Here is a 24614-nt window from a genome sequence, read left to right on the forward strand (position 1 = left end):
GTCTCCCCCGCGAAAGCGCGCCGCGCACGTTTGCGCCATCCTTGCCCTCTCCCCGCTTTCTTCACCCCCATGAAGCACTTCGACAAGCTCGCCGACCTGCAAGCCCTGGTCGGCCACGAGATCGGCACCAGCGACTGGATCACCGTCGACCAGAAGCGCATCGATCTCTTCGCCGATGCGACCGGCGATCACCAATGGATTCACGTCGACGTGGCGCGCGCCAAGGCGGGCCCTTTCGGCGCCCCGGTCGCGCACGGCTTCCTCACGCTCAGCCTGCTGCCCGAGATGGCCGCCTCGGCCATCGAGATCGCGGATGTCCGCATGGGCGTCAACTACGGACTCAACCGCGTGCGCTTCCCGGCTCCGGTGCCGGTGGACAGCCGCCTGCGCGGGCGCTTCAAGCTGCTGGCCTACGAACCGCTCGACGGCGGCGCGCAGCTCACGATGGAAGCGACCATGGAGCGCGAAGGCTCGCCCAAGCCGGTGTGCGTCGCCGAGTCCGTGACGCGTCGCTTCGTCTGAATCCCCCTTCCCACGACCACGCGTCCCCCTCCCGGGGTGCTGTGCCGCCGCCAGCGCTCTTATACGATCCACGCTGGACGGCCAGAGGGGAATGCGATGAAGGTGCTGCTGATCGACGACCATCCGCTGATCCTGTCGGCGTTGCAATCGGTCATCCAGGGACTGGGTGATCACGTCACGGTGGTCGGCGCCGCCAGCGCGCGCGCCGCGCGCGAAACGCTGCAGCGCACGCCCGATTTCGATCTGGTGCTGCTCGATCTGCAGCTGGGCGATGCCGACGGCTTCGACGTGCTCACCGAGTTCCGCGGCGCCTACCCCGCGCTGCCGGTCGTCGTGGTGTCGGCCAGCGACCGCGCCAGCGACGTCATCCGTGCCATCGACCTGGGTGCCATGGGCTTCGTGCCCAAGCGGGCGTCCAATGAAACACTGTTCGAGGCGCTGCGCATGGTCATGTCCGGGGGCATCTACGTGCCGCCGATGACCATGGGCAGCGAGCGGCCCGGCGAGCGCGGCGACGCGCCCGGCGTGCTGCGCGAGGTCGGTCGCGGCGCCCACGAGGCCGGCTTCCAGAAGCCACTGGCCATCGAGTCGCTCGGGCTCACGCCGCGCCAGACCGATGTGCTGGGGCTGCTGCTGCAGGGGCAGCCCAACAAGCTCATCGCCCGCGAGCTGGGCCTGTCCGTGGAGACCGTCAAGGACCACGTCGCCGCCGTGCTGCGCGCGCTCAACGTCAGCTCACGCACGCAGGCGGTGCTGGCCGTCAGCCAGATGGCGCAGCAGCCCGGCGGCTTCCACCCGCTGCGCCGATCGCACTAGCATCTGCCCAGGCCCACCATGCCGAAGCACGCAACCCCCGCCCGCATGCTCGGCGCCCTGGTCGCGCCGCTGCCGGCCGACGCCGAGCGCGACGCTCCGTCGGCAGCGCCGCCGCCTTCGTCCACGCTGACCGAGGTGGTGCGCAGCGTCTACGACTACATGCCGGCCACGCTGCTCGGCTACATCGCGGGCATCGGCGTGATCTGCATGCTGTTCTGGAGCGCCACGCCGGCCAGCGTGATGCTGCCGTGGCTGGCCGCCTTCACGGCGATGTGGCTGGCGCGCGTCTTCGTGTGGCAGCGGTTCCGCTCGGCCCAGCCGCAGACGCCGGCCGAGTGGAAACGCTGGCTGCTGTACTGGAACGCCGGCACCCTGACCTCCGGCGCGCTGTGGGGGTCGACCGCATGGATCTTCTTCTTCCGCGGCGAGAGCGCCCAGCAGATCGGCCTCATCGTCACCGTGTACACGTTCTGTGCCGCCGCCGTGCCGGTGCTGGCCACCCAGCCGCGCGTGTTCCTTGTCTACGCCGCGCTGTGCTTCGTGCCGATGGCGGCCCGCATCGCGAGCGAGGGCAGCGTGCAGAGCTGGCAGCTTGCCGGCATCCTGTTCCTCATCTTCGGCCTCACGGCGGTGCTGGCGCGCAACTACCGGCAGGCGCTGCAGCGAGAGATCGATCTCAAGGTCCACGCCGACGAACTGCTCGCCCAGCTGCGCACCGAGAAGCAAGCCGCCGACGACGCGCGCCATGAAGCCGAGGTGGCCAACCGCGCGAAGACGCAGTTCTTCACCGCTGCCAGCCACGACCTGCGCCAGCCGCTGCACGCGATGGGCCTGTTCGCCGAGGCACTGCGCAACAAGAGCCACGACGAGGAGGTGGCACAACTGGTCAACAGCATCAACGGCTCGGTCGATGCGCTCGAGGGCTTGTTCTCGGAGCTGCTCGACATCACGCGCATCGACACCGGCGGGGTCGAGGTGAATCCGCGCTCCTTCGAGGTCGGCGACATCTTTCGCAAGCTGCGGCTGCACTTCGAGCCCACCGCGTTCGAAAAGGGCCTCGGACTGCGACTGCGCGGCGGCCACCACGTGGCCAACGCCGACCCCCTGCTCGTCGAGCGCATCCTGCGCAACCTGGTGTCCAACGCCATCCGCTACACCAACGACGGCACCGTACTGGTCGGCTGCCGGCGCCGCGGCGACAAGCTGCTGGTGCAGGTGTGGGACACCGGCGTCGGCATCCCGGAGCAGGAGCTGTCGCGCATCTTCGAAGAGTTCTACCAGGTGCCCGGCAACGGCGCGCCGCAGCAGCGCAAGGGTCTCGGGCTCGGGTTGGCCATCGTCAAGCGCCTGGCCGACCTGATCGGCGCGCCGCTCACACTGCGGTCGCAGCCTGGCCGCGGCACGGTGTTCTCGCTGGAGCTTCCGGTGGGGCGGCTGGTCAAGGCGACGCCCGCGGCGCTGACCAGCAAGACGCCCGCCGGCCTCACGCTCGACGGCCGCACCATCGTGGTGGTCGAAGACGAGCCGGCCGTGCGCAGCGGACTGGAGGCGCTGCTGCGCGGCTGGGGCGCGAGCCTCGTGTCCTTCGACAGCGTCGCGGCCACCAGTGCGTGGGCGCGGCAGGCCGATGCGTCCGCCCGGCCCGATCTGCTGATCGTCGACTACCGGCTGGAAAACGGCTCCAACGGCGTCGACGCCATCGTCGCCCTGCGCGAACGCTTCGGCCCTCTGCCGGCCATCGTGGTGACGGGCAGCACGATGAGCACGCTCGACCGTGAAGCGCAGGAAAAGGACTTCCACCTGCTGATCAAGCCGGTGGTGCCCAACAAGCTGCGCGCGATGATCGCGTTCAAGCTGAAGGTGAAGGCTGGCGCCTCGACGTGAATTCCAGCAGCGCGTGTCCGGCGGGCCGTCCTGCCGACGGCCCGTCCCGTCACTTCGGCGACTGCATCTTCACCCACTGGATTTCGAGCCAGTTGTCGGCGCGGTGCACCACCTCCACGCCGCCGCGCGCGGCCCACGGGATGAACTGGCGGTGCAGCGGGATGTGGTGGACCTGGTCGTTGTGGCGCAGAAAGGCCTTCTTGATCAGCGCCTTGCGCTTGGCCGGATCCACCTCCTCGGTCGACGCGGCGCACAACGCGTCCAGCTCGTCGTCCTTGTAGTTGCCGCGGTTGTAGAACCCGATCCCGCCCGGCGCTCGATTGCGGTACACCGGCGTGAACGTGGTCTCCGCATCGGTGACCGAGCCGCCCCACCCCAGCATGTACAGCGAGGTGTCGAGCTTTTCCTGCTTCGGGAAGTAGGTGCTCTTGGGCATCGCGTTCACCTTGACCTTCATCTTGATCTGCGCCCACATGTTGGCCAGCGCGATACAGATGCGTTCATCGTTGATGTAGCGGTTGTTCGGGCAGTCGAGCGTCACTTCGAAGCCGTCCGCGTAGCCCGCGTCGGCCATCAGCTTGCGCGCGGCCTTGAGGTCGTACGGCAGGCGCTTCTCGATCTCCGGGTCATTGAAGCTGCCCAGCGGCGAAGGCACCACCGCGCCGGTGGGCACGGCCTTGCCGTTCATCAGCTTGGTGCGGATGGAATCGATGTCGATCGCCTGGTACATCGCGCGGCGCACGCGCACGTCCTTGAACGGGTTCTTGCCCTTCACGTTGCTGTAGAGCAGTTCGTCTCGCGCCTGGTCCAGCCCGATGAAGATGACGCGGTTCTCCATGCCGTCGATGACCTTCACGCCGGGCGTGGCGCGCAGGCGCTCGAGATCCGTCGAGGGCGGATCGAGGATGAAATCGAGCTCGCCGGAGATCAGGGCAGCCACCCGCGTGGCCGCGCTGGCGATCGGCGTATAGACCACCTCCTGCACGTTGCCCTCTATCTTTCCCCAGTAGTTGGGGTTGCGCTTGTAGACCGTCTTCACGTCGGGCTGGCGGCTCACGAGCATGTAGGGGCCGGTGCCGTTGGCATTGCGCGCGGCGTAGGTCTCTTCCTTGTTGGTGAAGTCCTGCGGCTTGGTGACCTTGTGCTCCTCGCTCCACGACTTGCTCATGATGAACACCGAATTCAGGTGCTCGAGGAAGATCGGATTGAACTTCTGCAGGTTGAACTCGACGGTGTAGTCGTCGATCTTCTTGGGATCGCCCAGCGCGCCGGCGTAGTTGGCGATCTGAGAGGTCGGCTCCTTGGCGCGGTTCACCGAGAACACCACGTCGTCCGCGGTGAAGGGGCGGCCGTCGTGGAACTTCACGTCGCGACGCAGCTTGAAGGTCCATTTCAGCGGGCCATCCTGCTTCCACTCGGTGGCAAGCGAAGGAACGATGTTCAGCTTCTTGTCGCGCGCCACCAGGTAGTCGTACACCTGGCCGTTCATGGCGTTGGTGAACGACTCGTTCTGCGACACCGGATCGAGCGTCTGCACGTCGCCCTGGCTGGCCCAGCGCAGGGTCTGAGATTGCACGGTGCCGCTCGCCAACGCGGCAGTGCACAGCGCCAATAACCAAGCTTTCATGGCCACTCCCAAGAGGTGAGGAAGCGACGAGTGTAGGAGTCCCCCACCGGGGCGGACTCCGGGAAATCGCGGGGCGCGCAGGCAGCCCGCTCGCGGGCCCGGCCAAGGCGAAAAAAAGCCGCTGGTTCGCAGCGGCTTCTCGGGAATGCGGCGACTTCAGCGGAAGCGCGGCTGCGGCACCACCTGCATCTCGCCCGGCAGCGACCCGATGTACTCGGCGAGCTGCTTGAGCTCATGCGGCTTGAAGCCGGCGGCCATGCCGCTCATCACCGGATTGGCCCGGCCGACCTGCGCGTTGCGCTGCACCTGGTAGGCCTTCAGCGCGACATACAGGTAGTCGCTGTGCTGCCCCGCCAGCTTGGGAAAGGAGGGGTCGGTAGGCTTGCTGAAGTTCTCGCCGTGGCAGGACGCGCAGTTGCCCCGTTGCAGCAGCGCGGCCACTTCGCGCGACGGCTGGACCGATGGCTTGGCCTCGACCGTGACCTTGGTCTTGGGCAGCGACTCGTAGTAGGCGGCGAGATCGGCCATGTCCTGGTCGGACAGCGAGGCGGCGATCGCCTTCATCGTGGGGTGCTTGCGGTCGCCCGACTTGTACGCGGCGAGCGCGCCCTGCATGTACTTGGCGTTCTGGCCCGCGAGCATCGGCACCTTGTGGACCTCGGGGAAGCTGGCCTGGTAGCCCGGAATGCTGTGGCAGCCGATGCACATCGCGGCCTTTTTCTCGCCTGCCAGGGCGTTGGCTTTGACATCTTCCGCGAAGGCGCCGCAGGTGCCTGCGACGAGGGTGATGAAGACCAGGGCGGGAGCAAGCAGCGTTCTCATGGGATCGGGCAAGCGGGGTTCAGGGCAACGCGGGATTATAGGGGGGGCACTTATACTGGCCTGACACCTCCCGAGTCGGACGCTTCATGAAGTTCAAAGGCACAGACAACTACGTCGCCACCCAGGATCTGATGCTCGCGGTGAACGCCGCCATCACGCTGAAGCGCCCTCTGCTGGTGAAGGGCGAACCCGGCACCGGCAAGACGATGCTCGCCGAGGAGGTGGCCCAGGCGCTCGAGATGCCGCTGCTGCAGTGGCACGTGAAGAGCACCACCAAGGCACAGCAGGGGTTGTACGAATACGACGCGGTGAGTCGCCTGCGCGACAGCCAGCTGGGCGACGCGCGCGTGAAGGACATCCACAACTACATCGTCAAGGGTGTGCTGTGGCAGGCCTTCACCTCCGAGCACCCGGTCGCGTTGCTGATCGACGAGATCGACAAGGCGGACATCGAGTTTCCGAACGACCTGCTGCGCGAGATCGATCGCATGGAGTTCTACGTCTACGAGACGCGCGAGCTCATCCGTGCGAAACACCGACCGCTGGTGTTCATCACCTCCAACAACGAGAAGGAGCTGCCCGACGCGTTCTTGCGCCGCTGCTTCTTCCACTACATCCGCTTCCCGGACGCCGACACGATGAAGAGCATCGTCGGTGTGCACTTCCCCGGTCTGAAGAAAGAACTGCTCGGCGCCGCGCTGAAGAACTTCTACGAGGTGCGCAACCTGCCGGGCCTGAAGAAGAAGCCGTCGACCTCGGAACTGCTGGACTGGCTCAAGCTGCTGGTCGCCGAAGACATCCCGCTCGAGGCGCTGCAGAGCAAGGACGACAAGGTCGCCGTGCCGCCGCTGGTCGGCGCGCTGCTGAAGAACGAGCAGGACGTGTCGCTGTTCGAGAAGCTGGTGTTCATGCAGCGGCACAACCGCTGATCCCATGGCCTCGGACGGATCGCGTGCCCTGATCGAAGGCCTGACCGACGCGGCGGGCTTCTTCATCGGCGGCCTTGCCGGCGCATGGCTCGCGCGCATGCTCGGATTCGACTTCCTCGCGCCCGGCTACGGCGGGTCGGTCATGGTCGGATTGCTGATGGTCGGCATCGGCGGCGGCATCGGCCTGCGCGCGGCGCGCGCGTTCAGGGCCCGCCTTGCGGCCCGCGAGGAGGAGCACAAGCCATGAAGCCCGTAGAGCCCGTCAGCCTTGCCGACGAACGCGTGCGCCTCGAGCCGCTCGGCATGCACCACGTCGAGGGCCTGTTGCAGGCGGCGGCCGACGGCGAGCTGTGGAACCTGCGCTTCACGAGCGTGCCGGAGCCGGAAAACACCGCCGCGTACGTCGAGACCGCGCTGAAGCACCACGGCGAAGGGCACCGCCTCGCTTTCGCGGTGATCGAGGTCGCGAGCGGACGTGTCATCGGCAGCTCGAGCTATCACGACATCGTTCCCGCCGTCTCGCGCCTGGAGATCGGCTACACCTGGTACGCCGCGAGCATGCAGCGCACGCACGTCAACACCAGCGCCAAGCTGCTCCTGCTGACGCATGCCTTCGAGACGCTGGGAGCGCAGCTCGTCGGCTGGCGCACCGACAACTACAACTTCGCCAGCCAGCGCGCCATCGAGCGCCTGGGCGCCAAGCGCGACGGCGTGATCCGGCATCACCATCCGCGCCGCGACGGCACCGTGCGCGACACGGTCATGTACAGCATGACCGCCGGCGAATGGCCCGAGGCGAAGGCCCACCTGCGCTGGCTGCTGACCCGCCCGCGCTAGGAGCCCGCCGGCCGACGGCAACCCGCATTCCGCAGGGGTGCGCCCCACGCCGGCCGGCGCATAGGCGTGTATCCTCGTGAGCCTTCGCGCCAATGACGTCCCGGTCATGCTGATCAACTTCTTCTTCACGCTGCGCGCGGCCAAGCTCAAGGTCTCGGTCAAGGAATACCTGACGCTGCTCGAGGCGATCAAGTCGGGCGTGATCGACGACGATGCCGGCCCGACGGTGGACAAGTTCTACTACCTCGCGCGCACTTCCCTGGTGAAGGACGAGGCGCAGTTCGACAAGTTCGACCGGGCCTTCGCCGCCTACTTCAAGGGCGTCGAGATGCTGGCCGACTTCACGCAGGACATCCCGCTCGAATGGCTGCAGAAGAAGCTCGAGCTGGAGCTCAGCGCCGAGGAGAAGGCCGCCATCGAGAAGATGGGCTGGGAGCAGCTCATGGAAGAGCTGAAGAAGCGCTTCGAGGAGCAGAAGGAGCGCCACCAGGGCGGCAACCGGATGATCGGCACTGCGGGCACCTCGCCCTTCGGCGCCTACGGCTACAACCCGCAGGGCATTCGCGTCGGCCAGGACAAGGGGCGCAACAAGAGCGCGGTGAAGGTGTGGGACCAGCGCGCCTACAAGGACTACGACGACACGCTCGAGCTCGGCACGCGCAACATCAAGGTCGCGCTGCGCCGCCTGCGCCGCTTCGCGCGCGAAGGCTCCGAGGAGGAGCTCGACCTCGACGACACCATCCGCTCCACCGCCGCCAATGCCGGCTACCTCGACATCAAGATGGTCCCGGAGCGCCACAACAAGGTGAAGGTGCTGCTGCTGATGGACGTGGGCGGCACGATGGACGAGCACATCCACCGCGTCGAGGAGCTCTTCTCCGCCTGCAAGAGCGAGTTCAAGCACCTCGAGTTCTACTACTTCCACAACTGCGTCTACGACTTCATGTGGAAGAACAATCGCCGCCGCTACAGCGAGAAGTTCCCCACCTGGGACGTCATCCGCAAGTACAACAAGGACTACAAGCTCGTCTTCGTCGGCGACGCGACGATGAGCCCGTACGAGATCCTGCAGCCCGGCGGCAGCGTCGAATACAACAACGAGGAAGCCGGTGCCGAATGGCTGCAGCGGCTCACGCATGCGTTCCCGAAGTTCGCCTGGATCAACCCGGAGCCGCAGGGTGTGTGGGGCTACCGGCAGAGCATCGCGGTCATCCAGCAGTTGATGAACCAGCGCATGTTTCCCCTGACCTTGCAGGGGCTCGAGGGAGCGATGCGGCTGCTCAGCAAATGAGCTGGCGCGCGCTGCGGTTCGCGGCGCTGGTCGCTCTCCTCACCTGGCTGCTGGCCGGCTGCTCCAGCCTGCCCTTCTGGTCGAAGAAGTCCGGCGAGGCCGCAGCCAGGCCCGCGCCACCGACCTACCAGCTCGAGGTGGAAGCGCCCGGCAACCTGCGTCAGCTGCTCCAGACCTACCTCGACCTGGCGCGCTTCCAGAGCGCACCGGAGACCGAGACGATCACCGGCGTCGAGCTGGACCGGCTGGTCGCCGCCTCGCCCTCGCAGGTGCGTTCGCTGCTCGAGACCGAGGGCTACTTCAACGCCGACGTCCGCGTGAGCCGCAGCGCCGGTGCTTCCGGCCTCGATGTCATCCGCGTCAGCGTCGTCCCCGGTCCGCGCGCGACGATCGAGAAGTGGCAGGTCGACGTGACCGGCGAGTTGCAGAAGTCGGTGCAGGCCGACAACGAGGACGCTGTGGTCGAGCTGGCCGCGCTGCGCCGACGTTGGCCGCTGAAGGGGGACGAGCCGTTTCGCCAGGCCGCCTGGAACGAGGCGAAGAACGTCACCATCGCGCGGCTGCGCGCCGAGGGATACCCCGCGGCAACCTGGTTGTCCACCACGGCGCGGGTCGATGCCCAGACGAATTCCGTGCAGCTTCAGGTCGTGGCCGACAGCGGCCCGCTGTACAAGCTGGGGCCCATCACCATCGAAGGTCTGCAGCGCTACGACGAGCGGGACGTGCGCCGCCTCACCACGTTCCATCCCGGGCAGCCGTACAGCGAGCAGTTGCTGCTCGACTATCAGGAGCGGCTGCAGAAGGTGGGCCTGTTCGAGGGCGCCGTCGTCGAGATCGATCCGGACCCCGCCACCCACCAGGCCGCGCCGGTGCGCATCCGCGTGAAGGAGCTTCCGCTGCAGCAGGCGACCGCGGGCGTGGGCTACAGCGCCAATGTCGGGCCGCGGCTCACCTTGGAACATGTGCACCGAAGGGTGTTCGGCCAGCGCATGAGCGCGAAGAACAAGTTCGAGCTGGGCCCGTCGCTGAAGTCGTGGCAGGGCGAGCTCACGTCGCACCCGCTGGTCGGCCTGTACCGCAACCTGCTCTCGGGCAGCGCTGAGCACCTCGAGGCCGCGGACGAGGTGCGCAACAGCTGGACGGCGCGTGTCGGCCGCACGCAGGAAACACCGCACATCGAGCGGCTGTACTTCGCCGAGCTCACGCATGCGCGCCTGGACACCGCCGCCGGTTCGGCCAGCAGCGAAGCCGTCTCGCTGAACTACCACTGGATCTGGCGCCGCGTGGACAGCGTGCTGCTGCCGACCAAGGGCATCACCTTGTCGTTGCAGGGCGCCGGCGGCTATGCGATCGGCCGCGACATCCAGGAGGGCGGCATCACCGAGGGCCGCGGCCCGTTCACGCGGGCCTTCGGACGCTTCACCTGGTACCGGCCGATACCGAACGACGAGGACCAGCCGCCGCGCTGGTACCTCACCGCACGCGCCGAAGCCGGCCAGGTATTCGCCGCCGACCACGTGGGGGTGCCGGACACGCTGCTGTTTCGTGCGGGCGGCGACGAATCGGTGCGCGGCTACGCGTATCGCACGCTCGGGCCCATCGTCAACGGCGTCATCACCAGCGGCCGCGTGATGGCCACCGGCAGTGTCGAGGTCGCGCGTCCCATCTCGCCGAAGCGGCCGCAGTTCCTCTGGGCCGTCTTCGTCGATGCGGGGCAGGCAGCCGACCACTGGCCGGACCTGGATCCCGTCGTGGGATACGGCGTGGGCTTGCGCTGGCGCAGTCCCGTGGGCCCGCTGCGAGTGGACCTGGCTTACGGTCAGGAGATCCGCAAGCTGCGCCTGCACCTCAGCGTGGGCATCGCGTTCTGAGGCCCTCCAGATGACGATCGACGACGCACCCGCTTCCGCCGCTCCGGCGCTGCCGCCGCGATTTCGCTGGCGCCGGCGCGTCGCCTGGCTGGTGGGCGCCCTGCTGGTCGCCGTCCTGCTGATCGTCGTGTCGGCCGGCAGCGGCCTCTGGTGGGCCGTGCGCAGCGACAGCGGCACGGCCTGGCTGTTCTCGCGGGTGCCGGGACTCAAGATCAGCGGCGGCAAGGGGACGCTGTGGGGAGACTTCGAAGCCGCGCAGGTCGAGTTCCGACTTCCCGGCGGCGGCAAGGTATTGCTCGACGACGTGGCCTGGCGCGGGCTGCGCGTCGAGCATGCGCCGTGGATGGCCTACCGGGCGCGGGTGGTCATCGACGCGCTGAGCGCACGCCGTGTCGAGGTGCAGCTTCCGTCGGACAGCAAGAAGGAGCCAGCCCGGCAACCGGCTCATCTGCGCGCGCCGGTGGAGCTCGACGTCGCCGCGCTGCGCATCGGCGAATTGCATCTCGCGGCCTTGGGGGACAAGCCGCTGCGCGATCTGCAGGCACGCGTTCACTTCGGCGCGCAGCGCGGCTCGCGCCACCAGGTCGAGGACCTCCGCCTCGCCTGGGACAAGCTCAAGGCACGCGGCTCCGCAGGGATCGCGACCGATGCACCGTTCGGGCTGCAGGTCCAAACCGAACTCACACAGGACGCCGCCGCCGACGCCACCGCCTGGCGCGCGCAGGCAGCGCTCGCCGGCCCGCTTGCCCAGCCGCTGCTCACGGCGACGGTGCGCGCGCAGCCTGCCGGTGGGCGTCCCGCGCAGTCCCTTGATCTGCGCGCCGGGCTGCGGCCGTTCGCCGCCTGGCCGCTCGGCGAGCTGCAGGCGCGCACGCAGGCGCTCGACCTGTCGGCGCTGCTGGCGAACGCTCCGGTGACCTCTCTGAGCGGCGACGCGCAGGCGCAGACCACCGCCCTCGACCAGCCTGCCACGCTGAGCGCTCGCCTGGCCAACGCCGAAGCGGGCCGCTGGAACGAAGGCCGCCTGCCGCTGCGCACGCTGTCGCTCGATGCGCGGGCGCGGCCCAACGATCCCCGCACGCTGGATCTCCAGACTTTCGCCGCCGAGCTCGGCACGAAGCAACAGGCGGCTGGTCGCCTTCAGGGCCACGGCCGCTGGACCCCGGGGCGCTGGGATCTCGACCTGCACCTGGAAGAGCTGCAGCCTTCGCAGCTCGACGCCCGCGCGCCCACGATGCGGCTGAGCGGGCCTTTGACGGCGCACGGCACCGACTTCGACCGCGGCATCGACGCCGCCACCCTCGAGCTGAAGGCGGATTTCGCGGGGCAATTCACCGCTGCCGGTGCAGCGCGCAGCGCGACGGTCAAGCTGGATGCGGCGGGCTCCCTCAAGCGAATCGATCTGCGCGAGGCGCGCGCGGCAGCCGGCAGCGCACGCGCCACGCTCACCGCGCTCGCGACGCGCGACACCGCCACCGCGCCCTGGCAGCTGAAGGGCAGCGGCACGCTGGTCGATTTCGACCCGGCCCCCTGGTGGCCCGGCCGCGAAGGCACGCCCTTGCGCAAGGGCCCGAACCGCCTCAATGCGAGCAGCGAGTTCGACCTGAGCGTGCCGATCGCGCAAGCCGGCGTGCCGTGGGTCGACCAGCTGGCCGCCATCCGCGGCAAGGCCCACGTCGGCATCGCGAAGAGCGTGCTGGCCGGCGTGCCGCTGACCGCCGATGCCGCGCTGCGCGGAGACGGCGGCGGCGTGCAGGCCTCGCTGAAGCTCGATGCCGCCGGCAACAGCGTGAGCGCCGACGGGCGCCTCGGCACCGGCCGGCAGGCGGCGTCCGACCAATGGAAGCTCGTGCTGACGGCTCCCGCGCTCGACCAGCTCGCGCCGCTGTGGCAGACGGCACCCACCCCGGCCGGCGAAGCTGCGCTCGCCGGCAGCGCGAAGGGCAGCGCCACCATCGCCGGGCGCTGGCCCGCCATCGCGACGCAGGGCGAGCTCGAGGCCAGCGGGCTGCGCGTCGGCCAGACGCGCGTGCAGCAGGCACAGGCACGCTGGCAGGTCGACGCGCGCGGCAGCGGCGCGGCCGATGCGGTGGTCGACGTGCAGGCCTCGCTGGCGCAGCTGGCGTTCTCGCAGGCGCTGTTCAAGGGCACGCCGCCCATCGAATCGGCGACGCTGCAGGCCCGGGGAACGATGCGCGCCCACAGTGTCGAGCTGCACGCCGAGACGAAGGCGCTGCCGCCGGCGTGGACCGACGCGTTCCAGCCCCGGCCAGCCGGACCGGCCGCGGCGGCGAGCGCGCCGGCACCCGCCTCGCGCAGCGTCGGCGTCTTCAGCGCCCGCGGCGCAGCCATCGGCGGACCGACGGCGCGCGACGCGCCCGCGCCATGGACCGGCTGGCGCGGGCAGATCCAGCAGATCGAGCTGCGCAGCACGCTCCCGGACGCGCTGCCCTGGCTGCGCACCCGCGACGTCGGTCTCGAGCTCCAGTGGGCCGGCGGTCCGATGCGGCTGGCCGTGCAGCCGGGCCGGGCCGAGGTGCTGGGCGCCGCATTGCGCTGGAACCGCGTCGCGTGGCAGGCAGGAGCGGACAACCGGCCGGCGCAGATCGAGGCGCAGGCCGAGCTGGAGCCGCTTCCGGTCGCGCCGCTGCTCGCGCGCTTCCAGCCGGATTTCGGTTGGGGCGGCGACTTGACCGTGGTGGGCCGGCTCGACCTGCGCAGCGCACCGGCCTTCAGCGCCGACGTGGTGCTGGAGCGCCAGCGCGGCGATCTCGTGGTCACCGACGAGACCGGCAAGACGCAGGCGCTCGGACTGAGCGACCTTCGGCTGGGGCTGCATGTGGACAACGGCGTGTGGAGCTTCACCCAGGGCCTGGCCGGCAGCACGCTGGGCGTCGCGGCCGGCGCCGTCATCGCGCGCACGTCGCCGCAGAACACCTGGCCGCCGCCGGACACGCCGATCCAGGGCGTGCTGGAGGTGCAGGTCGCCAATCTCGGCACCTGGGGTCCCTGGCTTCCCGCGGGCTGGCGGCTCAACGGGGCGTTGCGCACGAGCGCCGGCATCGCCGGGCGCTTCAACGCCCCCGAATACACCGGCGAGGTACGCGGCAGCGGCATCGGCGTGCGCAACTTCCTGCTCGGCGTCAACGTCAGCGACGGCGACGTGGCGGTGCTGCTGCAAGGTCCTACGGCGCGCATCGAGCGCTTCAGCGCGCGGGCCGGCGCGGGCACCGTCAGGCTCGAAGGCAATGCGTCGCTCGGCGAGGCCCCCAAGGCGGTGCTGAAGCTGCAGGCCGACAGGTTCCAGCTCCTGGGACGTGTGGACCGGCGCATCGTCACCACGGGCCGGGCCGAGATGCAGCTCGACCGCGAGACGCTGGCGCTGGACGGAAAGTTCGTCATCGACGAAGGGCTGATCGACTTCAGCCGTTCCGACGCACCTCGGCTGTCCGACGACGTGGTCGTGGTGCGCCGAAACAGCAACGGCAGCGGCACGTCGCCGACGGCCGAGCCGCAGGCACCTTCGCCGAACCCGGCGCCGGAGCACACCGTCAAGCTCAACCTCGAGGTCGACCTCGGCAGCGCGCTGCATTTGCGCGGACGCGGCATCGACACCGACCTGCGCGGCGCCCTGCACATCACGTCGCCGGGCAACCACCTGGCGCTCAACGGCACCGTCGCGGCCGTGAACGGCACCTACGCTGCCTACGGCCAGAAGCTGAGCATCGACCGCGGCAGGATCATCTTCAACGGACCGGCGGAGAACCCGCGGCTGGACATCGAGGCCACCCGTCCCAACCTCGACGTGCGCGTCGGCGTGATCGTCAGCGGCACGGCGCTGGACCCGAGGGTGCGCCTGTTCTCCGAGCCCGAGATGGCCGAGATGGACAAGCTGTCGTGGCTGGTGCTGGGCCGCGGCGGCGACAGCCTGGGCCGCACCGACACCGCGCTGTTGCAGCGCGCCGCCATGGCCCTGCTGGCCGGCGAAGGCGGGGGCGCCACCGACCAGTTCACCAAGGCGCTCGGACTCGACGAGGTGTCGTTGCGGCAGACCGATGGCGAGGTGCGTGAGACCGTCATCTCGCTCGGCAAGCAGATCTCGCAACGCTGGTACGTCGGCTACGAGCGCAGCCTCACCGCCACCACCGGCAACTGGCAGCTCATCTACCGCATCGCCCGACGCTTCACGTTGCGCGCGCAGGCCGGCGCCGACAGCTCTCTGGACGTCATCTGGACCTGGCGCTGGCAGTGAGCCGCAAGGCGGGGCGCCTCGGGCCGCATGCCAAAATCCGCGTCGCCTCGCCGTAGTTCAATGGACAGAACGGCCGCCTCCTAAGCGGCAAATACAGGTTCGATTCCTGTCGGCGGGACCAGGCACTTCCGTCGGCCCCGCCCGGTCATTTCGCTCGATGTGTAAATGCCGGGCGATGCAGGAAAACCCGTGAACTTCCGCGCAGTTGCGCGGCTCCAAGCCGGCCTTTGTGGTTTTATACTGGGTCGCGAGTGAAGTTTTTATCTCAAGCAGGAAGCGGGAAAGTCATGGGTGCCAAGCTGAGGGTTGCCGGTTGGATTGCACTCGGTACCGTGGCGGGGGCGTTGGCGACGATGCAATTGCAGGCCATCGCCCGCAGTTCCGTCTCCCAGCTTCCCTACGAGGAGCTGCAGCAGCTCGCCAACGTCTTCGACATGGTCAAGAAGGACTACGTCGAAGCGGTCGACGAGAAGAAGCTCATCACCGACGCGATCACCGGCATGGTGGCCGGCCTCGATCCCCACTCCCAATACTTCGACAAGAAGACCTTCAAGGAATTTCGTGAAGGCACGACCGGCAAGTTCGTCGGCGTCGGCATCGAGATCGGCATGGAAGACGGCCTGGTCAAGGTAGTCTCGCCGATCGAAGGCTCGCCCGCCTTCCGCGCCGGCCTGAAAAGCGGCGACCTGATCACCAAGATCGACGACACCGTCGTCAAGGGCCTCACGATGGACCAGGCCGTCAAGCGCATGCGCGGCGAGCCGAGCACCAAGGTGGTCCTGACCATCTTCCGCAAGGCCGAAAACCGCAGCTTCCCGGTCACCATCACCCGCGAAGAGATCCGCGTGCAAAGCGTTCGCGCCAAGCTCGTCGAGCCGGGCTACGGCTGGATCCGCGTCAGCCAGTTCCAGGACCGCACCGTCGACGACTTCGTGCGCAAGGTGGACGAAATCTACAAGCAGGAGCCCAACCTGAAGGGTCTGGTGCTCGACCTGCGCAACGACCCGGGCGGCCTGCTCGAAGCCTCGGTGGCGATTTCGGCCGCCTTCCTGCCCAACGACGCGGTGGTGGTCACGACGAACGGCCAGATCGCCGAGTCGAAGGCGGTCTTCAAGGCCTCGCCCGAGTTCTATCTGCGCCGCGGCGGCGCAGACCCGCTGCGCAAGCTGCCCGAAGCGCTGAAGACGGTGCCGCTGGTCGTGCTGGTCAACGAAGGCTCCGCATCCGCCAGCGAAATCGTCGCCGGCGCCCTGCAGGACCACAAGCGTGCCACCGTGATGGGCGCGCAGACCTTCGGCAAGGGCTCGGTGCAAACCGTCCGCCAGCTGTCGCCCGAGACGGCGCTGAAGATCACGACGGCGCGCTACTACACCCCGACCGGCAAGTCGATCCAGGCCAAGGGCATCGTGCCCGACGTCATGCTCGACGAGACCGCCGAGGGCAACCTGTTTGCCGCGCTGCGCGTGCGCGAAGCCGACCTCGAGAAGCACCTCATCAGCGGCCAGGGCGCCGAGCAGAAGGATGCGGCCCGCGACAAGGCGCGCGAGGATGCCCGCAAGCGCCTCGAGGAAGAAGCGGCCAAGAGCACCACGCCGCCCAAGCCGCTGCCCGAGTTCGGCAGCACCGAGGACTTCCAGCTCGCCCAGGCGCTGAATCGCCTGAAAGGCAAGACGGTGGCCGTCAGCAAGACGCTGACCGAGCGCAAGCCCGAAGTCGAGACGAACTGATCTTCGCCGACATGAAAAAACGCCCGCTGACGCGGGCGTTTTGCTTTGTGCCTGCCGGCCGATCAGCGCCGGCGCGCCCGCTCGATGGCCTCCTTGGCCCGGAGTTCCGCCCCCAGGGCGTGCTCCAGCGGCGAGCGACACAGCCCGGCGTGCCGGTAGTTCAGGTTCTCGTACAGCTGCGAGGCGGCTGGATGTGCATCCAGCACCGCACGCAGCGCGCTGTCGGCGGGAACTGAAGCCAGTTCGTCAGCCAGGCGCCGCACCACCGACCGGTACTGGTCGGCGCCGACCGACGTGCGGCTGGCTTCGAGCTGCTCCAGCACGTGGGCGAGCGTGACCACCACCGCGAGGCGGTCGGGAATTGCTTTCGACGGGGTCGCGTTCATGTCACTCCTTTGCAGCACGACATCGTTGCCTACGTAGGGGCGATTCGCCGGTGCTCAAGGCCGGGCTTGGGTATGCTGGTCCCATGAACGACGACCAGCTGCTGCGCTATTCGCGCCACATCCTGCTCGACGAGCTGGGGGTCGAGGGACAGCAGCGGCTGCTGGCCTCCCACGCGCTGGTGATCGGTGCCGGCGGGCTCGGCTCGCCGGTGCTGCTGTACCTCGGCACGGCCGGGGTGGGCACCATCACCGTCATCGACCACGACACCGTGGACCTGACCAACCTGCAGCGGCAGATCGCCCATGACCTGTCGCGGATCGGCACGCCGAAGGCAGCGTCCGCGGCGCAGACGGTGCGCGCCATCAACCCGGAAATCCGGTTGGTGCCCCTGCACGAGCGCGCCGACGCCGTTCGCCTCGAAACGCTGGTGGCGGCCGCCGACGTGGTCATCGACTGCACCGACAACTTCAAGACCCGCCATGCCGTCAACGCAGCCTGCGTGCGCCACCACAAGCCGCTGGTCTCCGGCGCGGCAATCGGCTTCGACGGGCAGATCTCGGTGTACGACACGCGCTCGCCGGACAAGCCCTGCTACGCCTGCCTGTTCCCGCCTGACGCAGCGTTCGAGGAGGTGCGCTGCGCGACCATGGGCGTGTTCGCGCCGCTGGTCGGCATTGTCGGCACGATGCAGGCCGCCGAGGCGCTCAAGCTGCTCGCCGGCGTCGGCGCGTCGCTGGCCGGACGGCTGCAGATGCTGGATGGCCGCACGATGGAGTGGAGCGAGATTCGGGTCGCGCGCCAGCCGCATTGCCCGGTCTGCGCGGGGCACCGATGAACGGCCACCACCACCGCCTTGTGGACACGAGCTGGGGTTAAGCTGCCGCCTATGGCTAAAGAGAAAAACAACGGGCCGGCACAGCGCGGCGAACTGACCGCCCGCAACTTCCCGACCGCTCAGCAGGACGCGACGATCCAGGCGCCTCCGTCACGCTATGACGGCCCCGAAAGCGCCTACCGCCTGGCCTTCACCGACACGGAGTTCCTGCTGCGCGAAGAGCTGCGCCCGGTGCGCATGCAGCTGGAGCTGCTGAAGCCCGAGCTGGTGCAAAGCGAGCAGAATATCGAGTCGACCATCGTCATCTTCGGCAGCGCGCGCATCGTGCCGTCCGACGTGGCGCAGCGCCTGCTGGACGACGCTCAGGCGGCGCAGAACGCGACCGCCCTGCGCATCGCCGAGGCGCACATGGGCATGGCGCGCTACTACGACGAGGCGCGGCGCTTCGCTGCCATCGTCACCGAGAAGTCGCGCGGGCTGGCGACGCCGATCTATGTCGTCACCGGCGGCGGTCCCGGCATCATGGAAGCCGGCAACCGCGGCGCCCACGAAGCCGGCGGCAAGAGCATCGGGCTCAACATCGTGCTGCCGCACGAGCAGGCACCCAATCCGTACATCACGCCGGAGCTGTGCTTCCAGTTCCACTACTTCGGCCTGCGCAAGATGCACTTCCTGATGCGCTCGATCGGGCTGGTGTGCTTCCCCGGCGGCTTCGGCACGCTCGACGAGATGTTCGAGGCGCTCACCCTCATCCAGACCGGGAAGTGCCGGCGCCGGCCCGTCCTGCTGTTCGGGCGCGATTTCTGGACGCGGCTCGTCAATTTCGAACTGCTGGTCGACACCGGCATGATCAGCGCGATGGACCTCGAGCTGTTCCGCTTCGTCGAGACCGCGGAGCAGGCGTGGGAGATCCTGGAAGCGCACTACGGCTTCGAGCTGCGCGATACAAGCACGAAGGGCGATCTGGCCAGCAACGTCTGAATCCAAAGGCTCCATGAACAAGCAGATCAGCATCATCGGCGCGCCCACCGACATCGGCGCGGGCAGCCGCGGCGCCAGCATGGGACCCGAGGCGCTGCGTGTCGCCGACATCGTGCCGGTGCTGCAGGGCCACGGCCTCGAGGTGGTCGACCGTGGGAACCTGTCCGGCCCGGCCAACCCGTGGCTGCCGCCATCCGACGGCTACCGCCACCTGGCGGAGGTCGTCGCCTGGAACAAGGCGGTGCACAACGCCGTGCATGCCGAGCTCGCACTGGGCCGCCTGCCGATCCTGCTGGGCGGGGACCATTCGCTCGGGCTCGGCTCCATCAGCGCGGTGGCGCGCCACTGCCGCGAGACCAACCGCAAGCTGCGCATCCTCTGGCTGGACGCGCACGCCGACTTCAACACCAACATCCTCACACCGAGCGGCAATCTGCACGGCATGCCGGTCGCCTGCCTGTGCGGCCACGGTCCGCAGGAGCTCATCGAGATCGGCGGCCATGTCCCGGCGATCAGCCCGAAGTGGATCCGCCAGATCGGCATCCGCAGCGTCGACGCCGGCGAGAAGCGGTTCGTGCACGAGATGGACCTCGAGGTCTTCGACATGCGCTACATCGACGAGATGGGCATGCGCCACGCGATGGAACTGGCGCTGGCGACGCTGGACGCGCACACCCACCTGCACGTGAGCTTCGACGTGGACTTCCTCGACCCCGACGTGGCGCCGGGCGTCGGCACCACCGTCAAGGGCGGCCCGACCTACCGCGAGGCGCAGCTGTGCATGGAGATGATCGCCGACACCGGCCGGCTCGCCTCGCTCGACGTGATGGAGCTGAACCCGGCGCTGGACGTGCGCAACGCCACCGCCGAGGTGGCGGTCGACCTCATCGAGAGCCTGTTCGGCAAGAGCACGCTGATGCGCAAGTAAGCGCAGCGGCCTCGCCGCGGGGCCGTGATTTCGTTCACGCGAGGGCCGCCGATCCCACGTCAAAATGCGCCCCACGCGAGGGGGATGCGCATGCTCAAGTGGGTGGGGAAGCTGCTCGGGGGAACGTCGGTCGATCTGCCGCCCGATGTGCCATCCGGCTGGGTGCGGTGCCTGGAAGAAGCACTCGAGCCGCTGCGCGCCGCGGACGCCGACCTGGCCCGGCAGATCCTCGATTTCGTGTGCCGCGGCGAGCCGATCGGCGTGCTGCACACCGCCGCGAAGGGCCCCACCTGCGCCGAAAAGCTGGGCCTCACCTGGCAGGGACGCAGCGATGCATGGAAGAAGCTGTACCGCGACATCGCGAAGGTTACGCCGCGGGTGCTGCTGCGCTGGGCGCAGCTTCTGGAGGCCGCGGGGCAATCTCAGTCGCCCGGCTACCAGCTCACGTTCGCCAATGGCGTGCACTGGCCCGAGACGCTGCTGGTCCATGCCAGCGGTGCCGCATTCAACGCCTGGGGCAGCCATGAGGATCCGCACGCCGACCTGAGCGCCGACGCGATCGAGGCGCTGCTCGTCGAAGGCGGCCTGGCGCCGCACGCGCTGCTCGCGGCCGCCTTCACAACGAACGTCAAGCAGGGCTACTGGGGTGGCGGCAATGCCATGAAGGTCGCCAAGCTCACCGGCTACGCCGACTGGCTGGCCAGGCATGTCGGGGATGTCCGGCCGCTGCTGTCGGCGGCCGGAGCGCAGGAACGCCTGCACATGGTCAAGATGCTCGAGCCCGCCCCGCCGCACGCGCTCGCCGCGCTGGCCAGCGAGCTGGCAGATTGGGCCACCAGCTCGAGCAAGCAGGTGCGCGCGGCGGCCGAGCCGCTGCTGCGCAAGGTCGCGGCCGAGGGCGTCGTGGCGCTGAAGCATCTGGCCGCGCAGGCCAAGCCCGAGCAGCGTGTCAACGCGCTGCGGCTGCTCTGGCAGCTGGCCCGCGTGTCCGACGACGAGGCCCTGCGCGCCTTCGCGCGCAGCACCGCGGAAGCGGACAACGCACCGAGCGCGCAGGCGCTGCTCGCCGAATGGGCAGGCGCCGCATCCCCCACCGTCGAGGCGACCCGCTACGAGTACACGCTGCCCACGATCGACTGGCGCGACACGCTCACCGATGCGGTCTCGCAGGCACTCGACCGGCTGTGGGAAGACATGAACGCCGGCGTGGAAGAGGTCAACCGGCAGGGACGCGAGTTCGAGAGGCGCTCGCAGTCCAGCACCTACAAGCACCGTCACACCGACCGGAAGCCTTTCTCGCCGTCCGAGCGGCAGCGCGTGCGCGACCACCTGGCCGACGACGTCCCGCGAAGCCCCAGGGAACGGGTGCGCGTCGATCGCCTCAGCTACCACGCGCCGCTCATGCCGATGCTGGAGCGCTTCGCGGCGGCGCCCGGTGTCACGCCTCAGGCGCTGGTGAAGCTGCTGGACGTGCTGGGCCAGCTCGACGCGAGCCATGGCCGCTTCGGCGGCTCGCTCGCCGTTGCGTTCAACGCGATGCACCGCGCGAGCGGACGTCCCACGCTGCTCGAGCTGCAGCTGCTGCTGGAGCCGCTGGGCCACGGCGCCGAGATGCTCCTGCGCGAGTGCTGCAACACCTGGGGCCACTCGCTGGCACGCGACTGGAGCGATGCGGCGCAGTGGCCGTTCTTCGCGCACAACGTCGAGCTGCTGCTGCGCTACATGAACCCGACGCTGATGCGCGAGCACTACTGGTTCGACCGCAGCGGGCTGTTCCGCGCCATCGCGACGCTGCCGGCGCCGCCCGATGCCATCGTCAACGTGCTGTTCGACCTCGCGCTGGGATCGGCCAAGACCGAGCGCGCCCCGGCACAGCAGGCGCTGTCGAACCTCGCGGGCAAGGAGCTTCGCATCACCAACGCGCTGGCCGACGGCAAGGCCGAGGCGCGCACCGTGGCCGCGCAGTGGCTCGGCGCGCTGAAGCACGCGGCGGCCCAGCCGGCGCTGGAGAAGGCGCTGCTCAAGGAGAAGAACGACGTCGCCAAGGGCGCCATGCTCGACGCGCTGGAGGCGCTCGGCCAGCCGGTCGAGAAGTACCTCGACCGCAGCGCTCTGCTCAAGGACGCCGCCGCCTCGCTCGCCAAGGGACTGCCCAAGGACATCGAGTGGTTTCCCTTCGCCGCGATGCCGCGCGTGCGCTGGGCCGACGATGAGTCGGAAGTCGACCCCGACGTGCTGCGCGCCTTCGTCGTGCAGGCGACGAAGCAGAAGTCGCCGGAGCCCAATGCGGTGCTGCGCAAGTATTGCCGCATGTTCCACCCGCGCGACCGCGAGGCCTTCGGCCAGTTCGTGCTCGAGGCGTGGCTGCGCGAGGACGTGAAGCCGATCTCCGCCGAGGAGGCGATGCGGCAGGCGCGGGCTTCCGCGCAAGGCACGCATGCGGCGATGCAGCGCTATCCGCAGTACTACAAGGACGACGCCAACTTCGGCAAGTCGGTGGAGGAGCTGTACGCGGCCTGCCGGCCCGGCTTCCTGCGCATGCCGGTGGGTTCGGCGGCGGCGAGCAAGGGCCTGCTGGCGCTGGCCGCGGCCTGCGCCCACGAGCGCGCGGCCCCGGCGGTCGCACGCTACCTGAAGGAGTACTACGGCACGCGGGCATCGCAGGGCAAGTCGCTGATCGCGATGCTGGCGTGGGTCGAGCATCCCTCGGCAACGCAGCTGATGCTGTCCATCGGCAACCGCTTCCGCACCAAGAGCTTCCAGGAAGAGGCGATGAAGCAGGCCGAGGCGCTGGCCGAGCGGCGCGGCTGGTCGGTGGCCGAGCTGGCCGACCGCACCATCCCCAGCGCCGGCTTCGACGAGACCGGCACGCAGGAGCTGAGCTACGGCCCGCGCACGTTCGTCGTGCGCCTGCTGCCCGACTTCAAGCTCGAGCTGCTCAACCCCGACGGCAGGAAGATCGCCGCGCTGCCCGAACCCCGCCAGGACGACGATGCGGACCTCGCCAAGGCGGCGAAGAAGGCCTTCTCGTCAGCGCGCAAGGAGATCAAGGGAATCGTCGACCAGCAGACCGAGCGCCTGTACGAGGCGCTGTGCACCGAGCGCGACTGGCGCTACGAGGACTGGGAGCTGTACCTCAACCAGCATCCGATCGTGCGGCGGCTGGTCCAGCGCCTGGTGTGGGCGGTGACGCGGGACGGCGGCGTGGTACAGACCTTCCGACCGCTGGACGACGGCACGCTGACCGACTGCGACGACAACCCGGTGCACGTCGCCCCCGACGCGCGGGTTCGTGTCGCGCACGACTCGATCCTGAGCGCCGAAGCGGTCGGGCAATGGCAGCAGCACCTCGCCGACTACGAGATCGCGCCGCTGTTCCAGCAGCTCGGCAAGGGCATCTATGCGCTGCCCGAAGGAAAGTCGCAGGCCGAGGAGATCGGCGACTTCGAGGGCCATCTGCTGGAGACGTTCGCGCTGCGCGGCCGCGCGCTGAAGCTCGGCTATACCCGCGGCAGCACCGAGGACGGCGGGTGGTTCACGACCTACGAGAAGCGCTTTCCCACGCTGGGCCTGCAGGCCCTGCTCGAGTTCACCGGCAACCCGCTGCCCGAGCAGAACCGCACCGTCGCGCTGCTGAGCCTCTCGTTCGCCAGCCTGCAGCCTGACAGCCATCGCAGCGGCAAGCTCAAGCTCGCCAAGGTGCCCAAGGTGCTGCTGTCCGAGTGCTACAACGACCTTCGCCTGATCGCCGCCGAGGGCACGGGCTTTCACGCCGACTGGCGCAAGAAGAGCGAGTACTGAGCCATGAGCCAACCCCAGACCGGCGTGCTGCGCGCGCCCGCCGAGCAGGTGCATGCCGAGGAGCTCGCCCGCCTCGCCGAACGCGACGGCAATGCGCGCCCGCCGGGCTGGCGGCTGTCGCCCCGCGCGGTGCGCAGCTTCATCCTCGGCGACGACAAGCTGGGCGTGCGCCGCAAGTTCTTCGGCGACGATCCGCTGATCGACCGCTGCATCGTCACGCTGATGAGCAACCGCGGGCTGCTGCTGGTCGGAGAGCCGGGCACCGCGAAGTCGATGCTGTCGGAGCTGCTGGCCGCGGCCATCTCGCACGATTCGGGCTGCACCATCCAGGGCACGGCGGGCACCACCGAGGACCAGATCAAGTACTCGTGGAACTACGCATTGCTGCTCAACGAGGGACCCACGCCACGCGCGCTGGTGCGCGGCCCGCTGTACGAGGCCATGCGCACCGGCCGCGTCTGCCGCTTCGAGGAGATCACGCGCGTGCAGCCGGAGATCCAGGACTGCCTGATCAGCCTGCTGTCCGACAAGGTGCTGCATGTGCCGGAGCTGACCGGTGCCGACGCCAACGTCTTCGCCGCCCGCGGATTCAACGTGCTGGCCACGGCCAACATCCGCGACCGCGGCGTGCACGAGATGTCCAGCGCCCTGAAGCGGCGCTTCAACTTCGAGACCGTCAAGCCGATCGCCGACCGCAAGCTCGAGACGCAGCTCGTGCGCGAGCAGACCGAACAGCTGCTGCGGCACGCGCAGGTCGACGTGGAGCTCGCGCCCGACGTGGTGGACCTGCTGGTGACCGCGTTCAACGACCTGCGCCAGGGTGTCACCGGCGAGGGCACGGTGGTGGAGAAGCCCACCGCCGTCATGTCGTCCGCGGAGGCGGTGGCCGTCGGCTATGCGGCCTGCCTGGACGCGCACTACCTCGGCAACGGCACGGTGGGCGGCGAGCATGTCGCGCGCCAGCTGATCGGCACGGTGCTGAAGGACAACCCCGACGACGGCAAGAAGCTGCGCCACTACTTCGACGTCGTCGTGCGGCCGCGCGCGCAGCGCCACAAGCAGTGGCAGCGCGTGCTGGAGGCGCGCAAGGAACTCGAGCGCTGA

Annotated in this window: 18 protein-coding genes and 1 tRNA gene; 16 read left to right on the top strand and 3 right to left on the bottom strand. The window is 68.9% G+C overall.

Annotation, left to right across the window (positions count from 1 at the left end):
- Positions 1-69 precede the first annotated feature (69 nt).
- The 3 genes from P7V53_RS27430 (at position 70) to P7V53_RS27440 (ending at position 3222) form a co-directional block, all read left to right on the top strand.
- Positions 70-522 (top strand): MaoC family dehydratase, encoded by a 453-nt coding sequence (locus tag P7V53_RS27430; RefSeq protein ID WP_280152657.1) that lies wholly within the window; start codon positions 70-72, stop codon positions 520-522.
- Between the two features lie 96 nt (positions 523-618).
- The gene (locus tag P7V53_RS27435; protein ID WP_280152658.1) at positions 619-1338 is read left to right on the top strand and encodes a response regulator transcription factor; all 720 of its coding nucleotides are present in this window, start codon (positions 619-621) and stop codon (positions 1336-1338) included.
- A gap of 18 nt (positions 1339-1356) precedes the next feature.
- Complete coding sequence (locus P7V53_RS27440) at positions 1357-3222, top strand: ATP-binding protein (protein ID WP_280152659.1); 1866 nt, start codon at positions 1357-1359, stop codon at positions 3220-3222.
- Positions 3223-3271: 49 nt separating this feature from the next.
- Here the strand turns inward: P7V53_RS27440 and P7V53_RS27445 are convergent, their stop codons facing one another.
- Together P7V53_RS27445 and P7V53_RS27450 are read right to left on the bottom strand one after the other, a co-directional pair.
- Complete coding sequence (locus tag P7V53_RS27445; RefSeq protein ID WP_280152660.1) at positions 3272-4849, bottom strand: ABC transporter substrate-binding protein; 1578 nt, start codon at positions 4847-4849, stop codon at positions 3272-3274.
- A 156-nt stretch (positions 4850-5005) separates the two neighbouring features.
- Positions 5006-5671, bottom strand: coding sequence for a c-type cytochrome (locus tag P7V53_RS27450; RefSeq protein ID WP_280152661.1), 666 nt, complete (start codon positions 5669-5671; stop codon positions 5006-5008).
- An 86-nt stretch (positions 5672-5757) separates the two neighbouring features.
- Here P7V53_RS27450 and P7V53_RS27455 point away from each other — a divergent pair, with 86 nt between their 5' ends.
- From P7V53_RS27455 to P7V53_RS27490, 8 genes are all read left to right on the top strand, one after another.
- Entirely contained in the window at positions 5758-6600 is an 843-nt protein-coding gene (locus P7V53_RS27455) for a MoxR family ATPase (protein ID WP_280152662.1), read from the top strand.
- A 4-nt stretch (positions 6601-6604) separates the two neighbouring features.
- A complete protein-coding gene (locus tag P7V53_RS27460) occupies positions 6605-6847 on the top strand; it encodes a hypothetical protein (protein ID WP_280152663.1) in 243 nt (80 codons plus the stop codon).
- On the top strand, positions 6844-7437 hold the full coding sequence (locus P7V53_RS27465) for a GNAT family protein (protein WP_280152664.1): 594 nt from the start codon (positions 6844-6846) through the stop codon (positions 7435-7437). The genes P7V53_RS27460 and P7V53_RS27465 overlap by 4 nt, the downstream gene beginning before the upstream one ends.
- 106 nt (positions 7438-7543) lie before the next feature.
- Positions 7544-8728 carry a VWA domain-containing protein gene (locus tag P7V53_RS27470; protein WP_280152665.1) on the top strand — a complete coding sequence of 395 codons (1185 nt, stop codon included), beginning with the start codon at positions 7544-7546 and terminating at the stop codon, positions 8726-8728.
- The gene (locus P7V53_RS27475; RefSeq protein ID WP_280152666.1) at positions 8725-10599 is read left to right on the top strand and encodes a BamA/TamA family outer membrane protein; all 1875 of its coding nucleotides are present in this window, start codon (positions 8725-8727) and stop codon (positions 10597-10599) included. Before P7V53_RS27470 ends, P7V53_RS27475 begins: the two co-directional genes overlap by 4 nt.
- A 10-nt stretch (positions 10600-10609) precedes the next feature.
- Positions 10610-14851 carry a translocation/assembly module TamB domain-containing protein gene (locus tag P7V53_RS27480; protein WP_280152667.1) on the top strand — a complete coding sequence of 1414 codons (4242 nt, stop codon included), beginning with the start codon at positions 10610-10612 and terminating at the stop codon, positions 14849-14851.
- 46 nt (positions 14852-14897) lie between these two features.
- Positions 14898-14972: transfer RNA gene (locus tag P7V53_RS27485), tRNA-Arg, on the top strand.
- Positions 14973-15138: 166 nt separating this feature from the next.
- On the top strand, positions 15139-16578 hold the full coding sequence (locus P7V53_RS27490) for a S41 family peptidase (protein WP_280152668.1): 1440 nt from the start codon (positions 15139-15141) through the stop codon (positions 16576-16578).
- Between the two features lie 62 nt (positions 16579-16640).
- On the opposite strand, the gene P7V53_RS27495 is transcribed toward P7V53_RS27490, so the two are convergent.
- Positions 16641-16964, bottom strand: coding sequence for a hypothetical protein (locus P7V53_RS27495; RefSeq protein ID WP_280152669.1), 324 nt, complete (start codon positions 16962-16964; stop codon positions 16641-16643).
- An 83-nt stretch (positions 16965-17047) separates the two neighbouring features.
- On the opposite strand from P7V53_RS27495, the gene P7V53_RS27500 reads away from it, so the two are divergent.
- From P7V53_RS27500 to P7V53_RS27520, 5 genes are all read left to right on the top strand, one after another.
- The gene (locus P7V53_RS27500) at positions 17048-17800 is read left to right on the top strand and encodes a HesA/MoeB/ThiF family protein (protein WP_280152670.1); all 753 of its coding nucleotides are present in this window, start codon (positions 17048-17050) and stop codon (positions 17798-17800) included.
- A 51-nt stretch (positions 17801-17851) separates the two neighbouring features.
- The gene (locus tag P7V53_RS27505) at positions 17852-18781 is read left to right on the top strand and encodes a TIGR00730 family Rossman fold protein (protein ID WP_280152671.1); all 930 of its coding nucleotides are present in this window, start codon (positions 17852-17854) and stop codon (positions 18779-18781) included.
- A 13-nt stretch (positions 18782-18794) separates the two neighbouring features.
- Positions 18795-19709 carry an arginase gene (rocF, locus tag P7V53_RS27510; protein WP_280152672.1) on the top strand — a complete coding sequence of 305 codons (915 nt, stop codon included), beginning with the start codon at positions 18795-18797 and terminating at the stop codon, positions 19707-19709.
- Positions 19710-19799: 90 nt separating this feature from the next.
- Positions 19800-23510: a DUF4132 domain-containing protein gene (locus tag P7V53_RS27515; RefSeq protein ID WP_280152673.1), complete on the top strand. Its 3711-nt coding sequence runs from the start codon at positions 19800-19802 to the stop codon at positions 23508-23510.
- Positions 23511-23513: 3 nt separating this feature from the next.
- A complete protein-coding gene (locus P7V53_RS27520) occupies positions 23514-24614 on the top strand; it encodes an AAA family ATPase (protein ID WP_280152674.1) in 1101 nt (366 codons plus the stop codon).

Origin of the sequence: Piscinibacter sp. XHJ-5 (assembly GCF_029855045.1) — a bacterium.
GTDB lineage: Bacteria > Pseudomonadota > Gammaproteobacteria > Burkholderiales > Burkholderiaceae_C > Albitalea.

Coding starts and splice junctions, on each gene's coding strand:
- P7V53_RS27430 (WP_280152657.1), top strand. CDS start 70: ATGAAGCACTTCGACAAGCTCGCCGACCTGCAAGCCCTGGTCGGCCAC.
- P7V53_RS27435 (WP_280152658.1), top strand. CDS start 619: ATGAAGGTGCTGCTGATCGACGACCATCCGCTGATCCTGTCGGCGTTG.
- P7V53_RS27440 (WP_280152659.1), top strand. CDS start 1,357: ATGCCGAAGCACGCAACCCCCGCCCGCATGCTCGGCGCCCTGGTCGCG.
- P7V53_RS27445 (WP_280152660.1), bottom strand. CDS start 4,849: ATGAAAGCTTGGTTATTGGCGCTGTGCACTGCCGCGTTGGCGAGCGGC.
- P7V53_RS27450 (WP_280152661.1), bottom strand. CDS start 5,671: ATGAGAACGCTGCTTGCTCCCGCCCTGGTCTTCATCACCCTCGTCGCA.
- P7V53_RS27455 (WP_280152662.1), top strand. CDS start 5,758: ATGAAGTTCAAAGGCACAGACAACTACGTCGCCACCCAGGATCTGATG.
- P7V53_RS27460 (WP_280152663.1), top strand. CDS start 6,605: ATGGCCTCGGACGGATCGCGTGCCCTGATCGAAGGCCTGACCGACGCG.
- P7V53_RS27465 (WP_280152664.1), top strand. CDS start 6,844: ATGAAGCCCGTAGAGCCCGTCAGCCTTGCCGACGAACGCGTGCGCCTC.
- P7V53_RS27470 (WP_280152665.1), top strand. CDS start 7,544: ATGCTGATCAACTTCTTCTTCACGCTGCGCGCGGCCAAGCTCAAGGTC.
- P7V53_RS27475 (WP_280152666.1), top strand. CDS start 8,725: ATGAGCTGGCGCGCGCTGCGGTTCGCGGCGCTGGTCGCTCTCCTCACC.
- P7V53_RS27480 (WP_280152667.1), top strand. CDS start 10,610: ATGACGATCGACGACGCACCCGCTTCCGCCGCTCCGGCGCTGCCGCCG.
- P7V53_RS27490 (WP_280152668.1), top strand. CDS start 15,139: ATGGGTGCCAAGCTGAGGGTTGCCGGTTGGATTGCACTCGGTACCGTG.
- P7V53_RS27495 (WP_280152669.1), bottom strand. CDS start 16,964: ATGAACGCGACCCCGTCGAAAGCAATTCCCGACCGCCTCGCGGTGGTG.
- P7V53_RS27500 (WP_280152670.1), top strand. CDS start 17,048: ATGAACGACGACCAGCTGCTGCGCTATTCGCGCCACATCCTGCTCGAC.
- P7V53_RS27505 (WP_280152671.1), top strand. CDS start 17,852: ATGGCTAAAGAGAAAAACAACGGGCCGGCACAGCGCGGCGAACTGACC.
- rocF (WP_280152672.1), top strand. CDS start 18,795: ATGAACAAGCAGATCAGCATCATCGGCGCGCCCACCGACATCGGCGCG.
- P7V53_RS27515 (WP_280152673.1), top strand. CDS start 19,800: ATGCTCAAGTGGGTGGGGAAGCTGCTCGGGGGAACGTCGGTCGATCTG.
- P7V53_RS27520 (WP_280152674.1), top strand. CDS start 23,514: ATGAGCCAACCCCAGACCGGCGTGCTGCGCGCGCCCGCCGAGCAGGTG.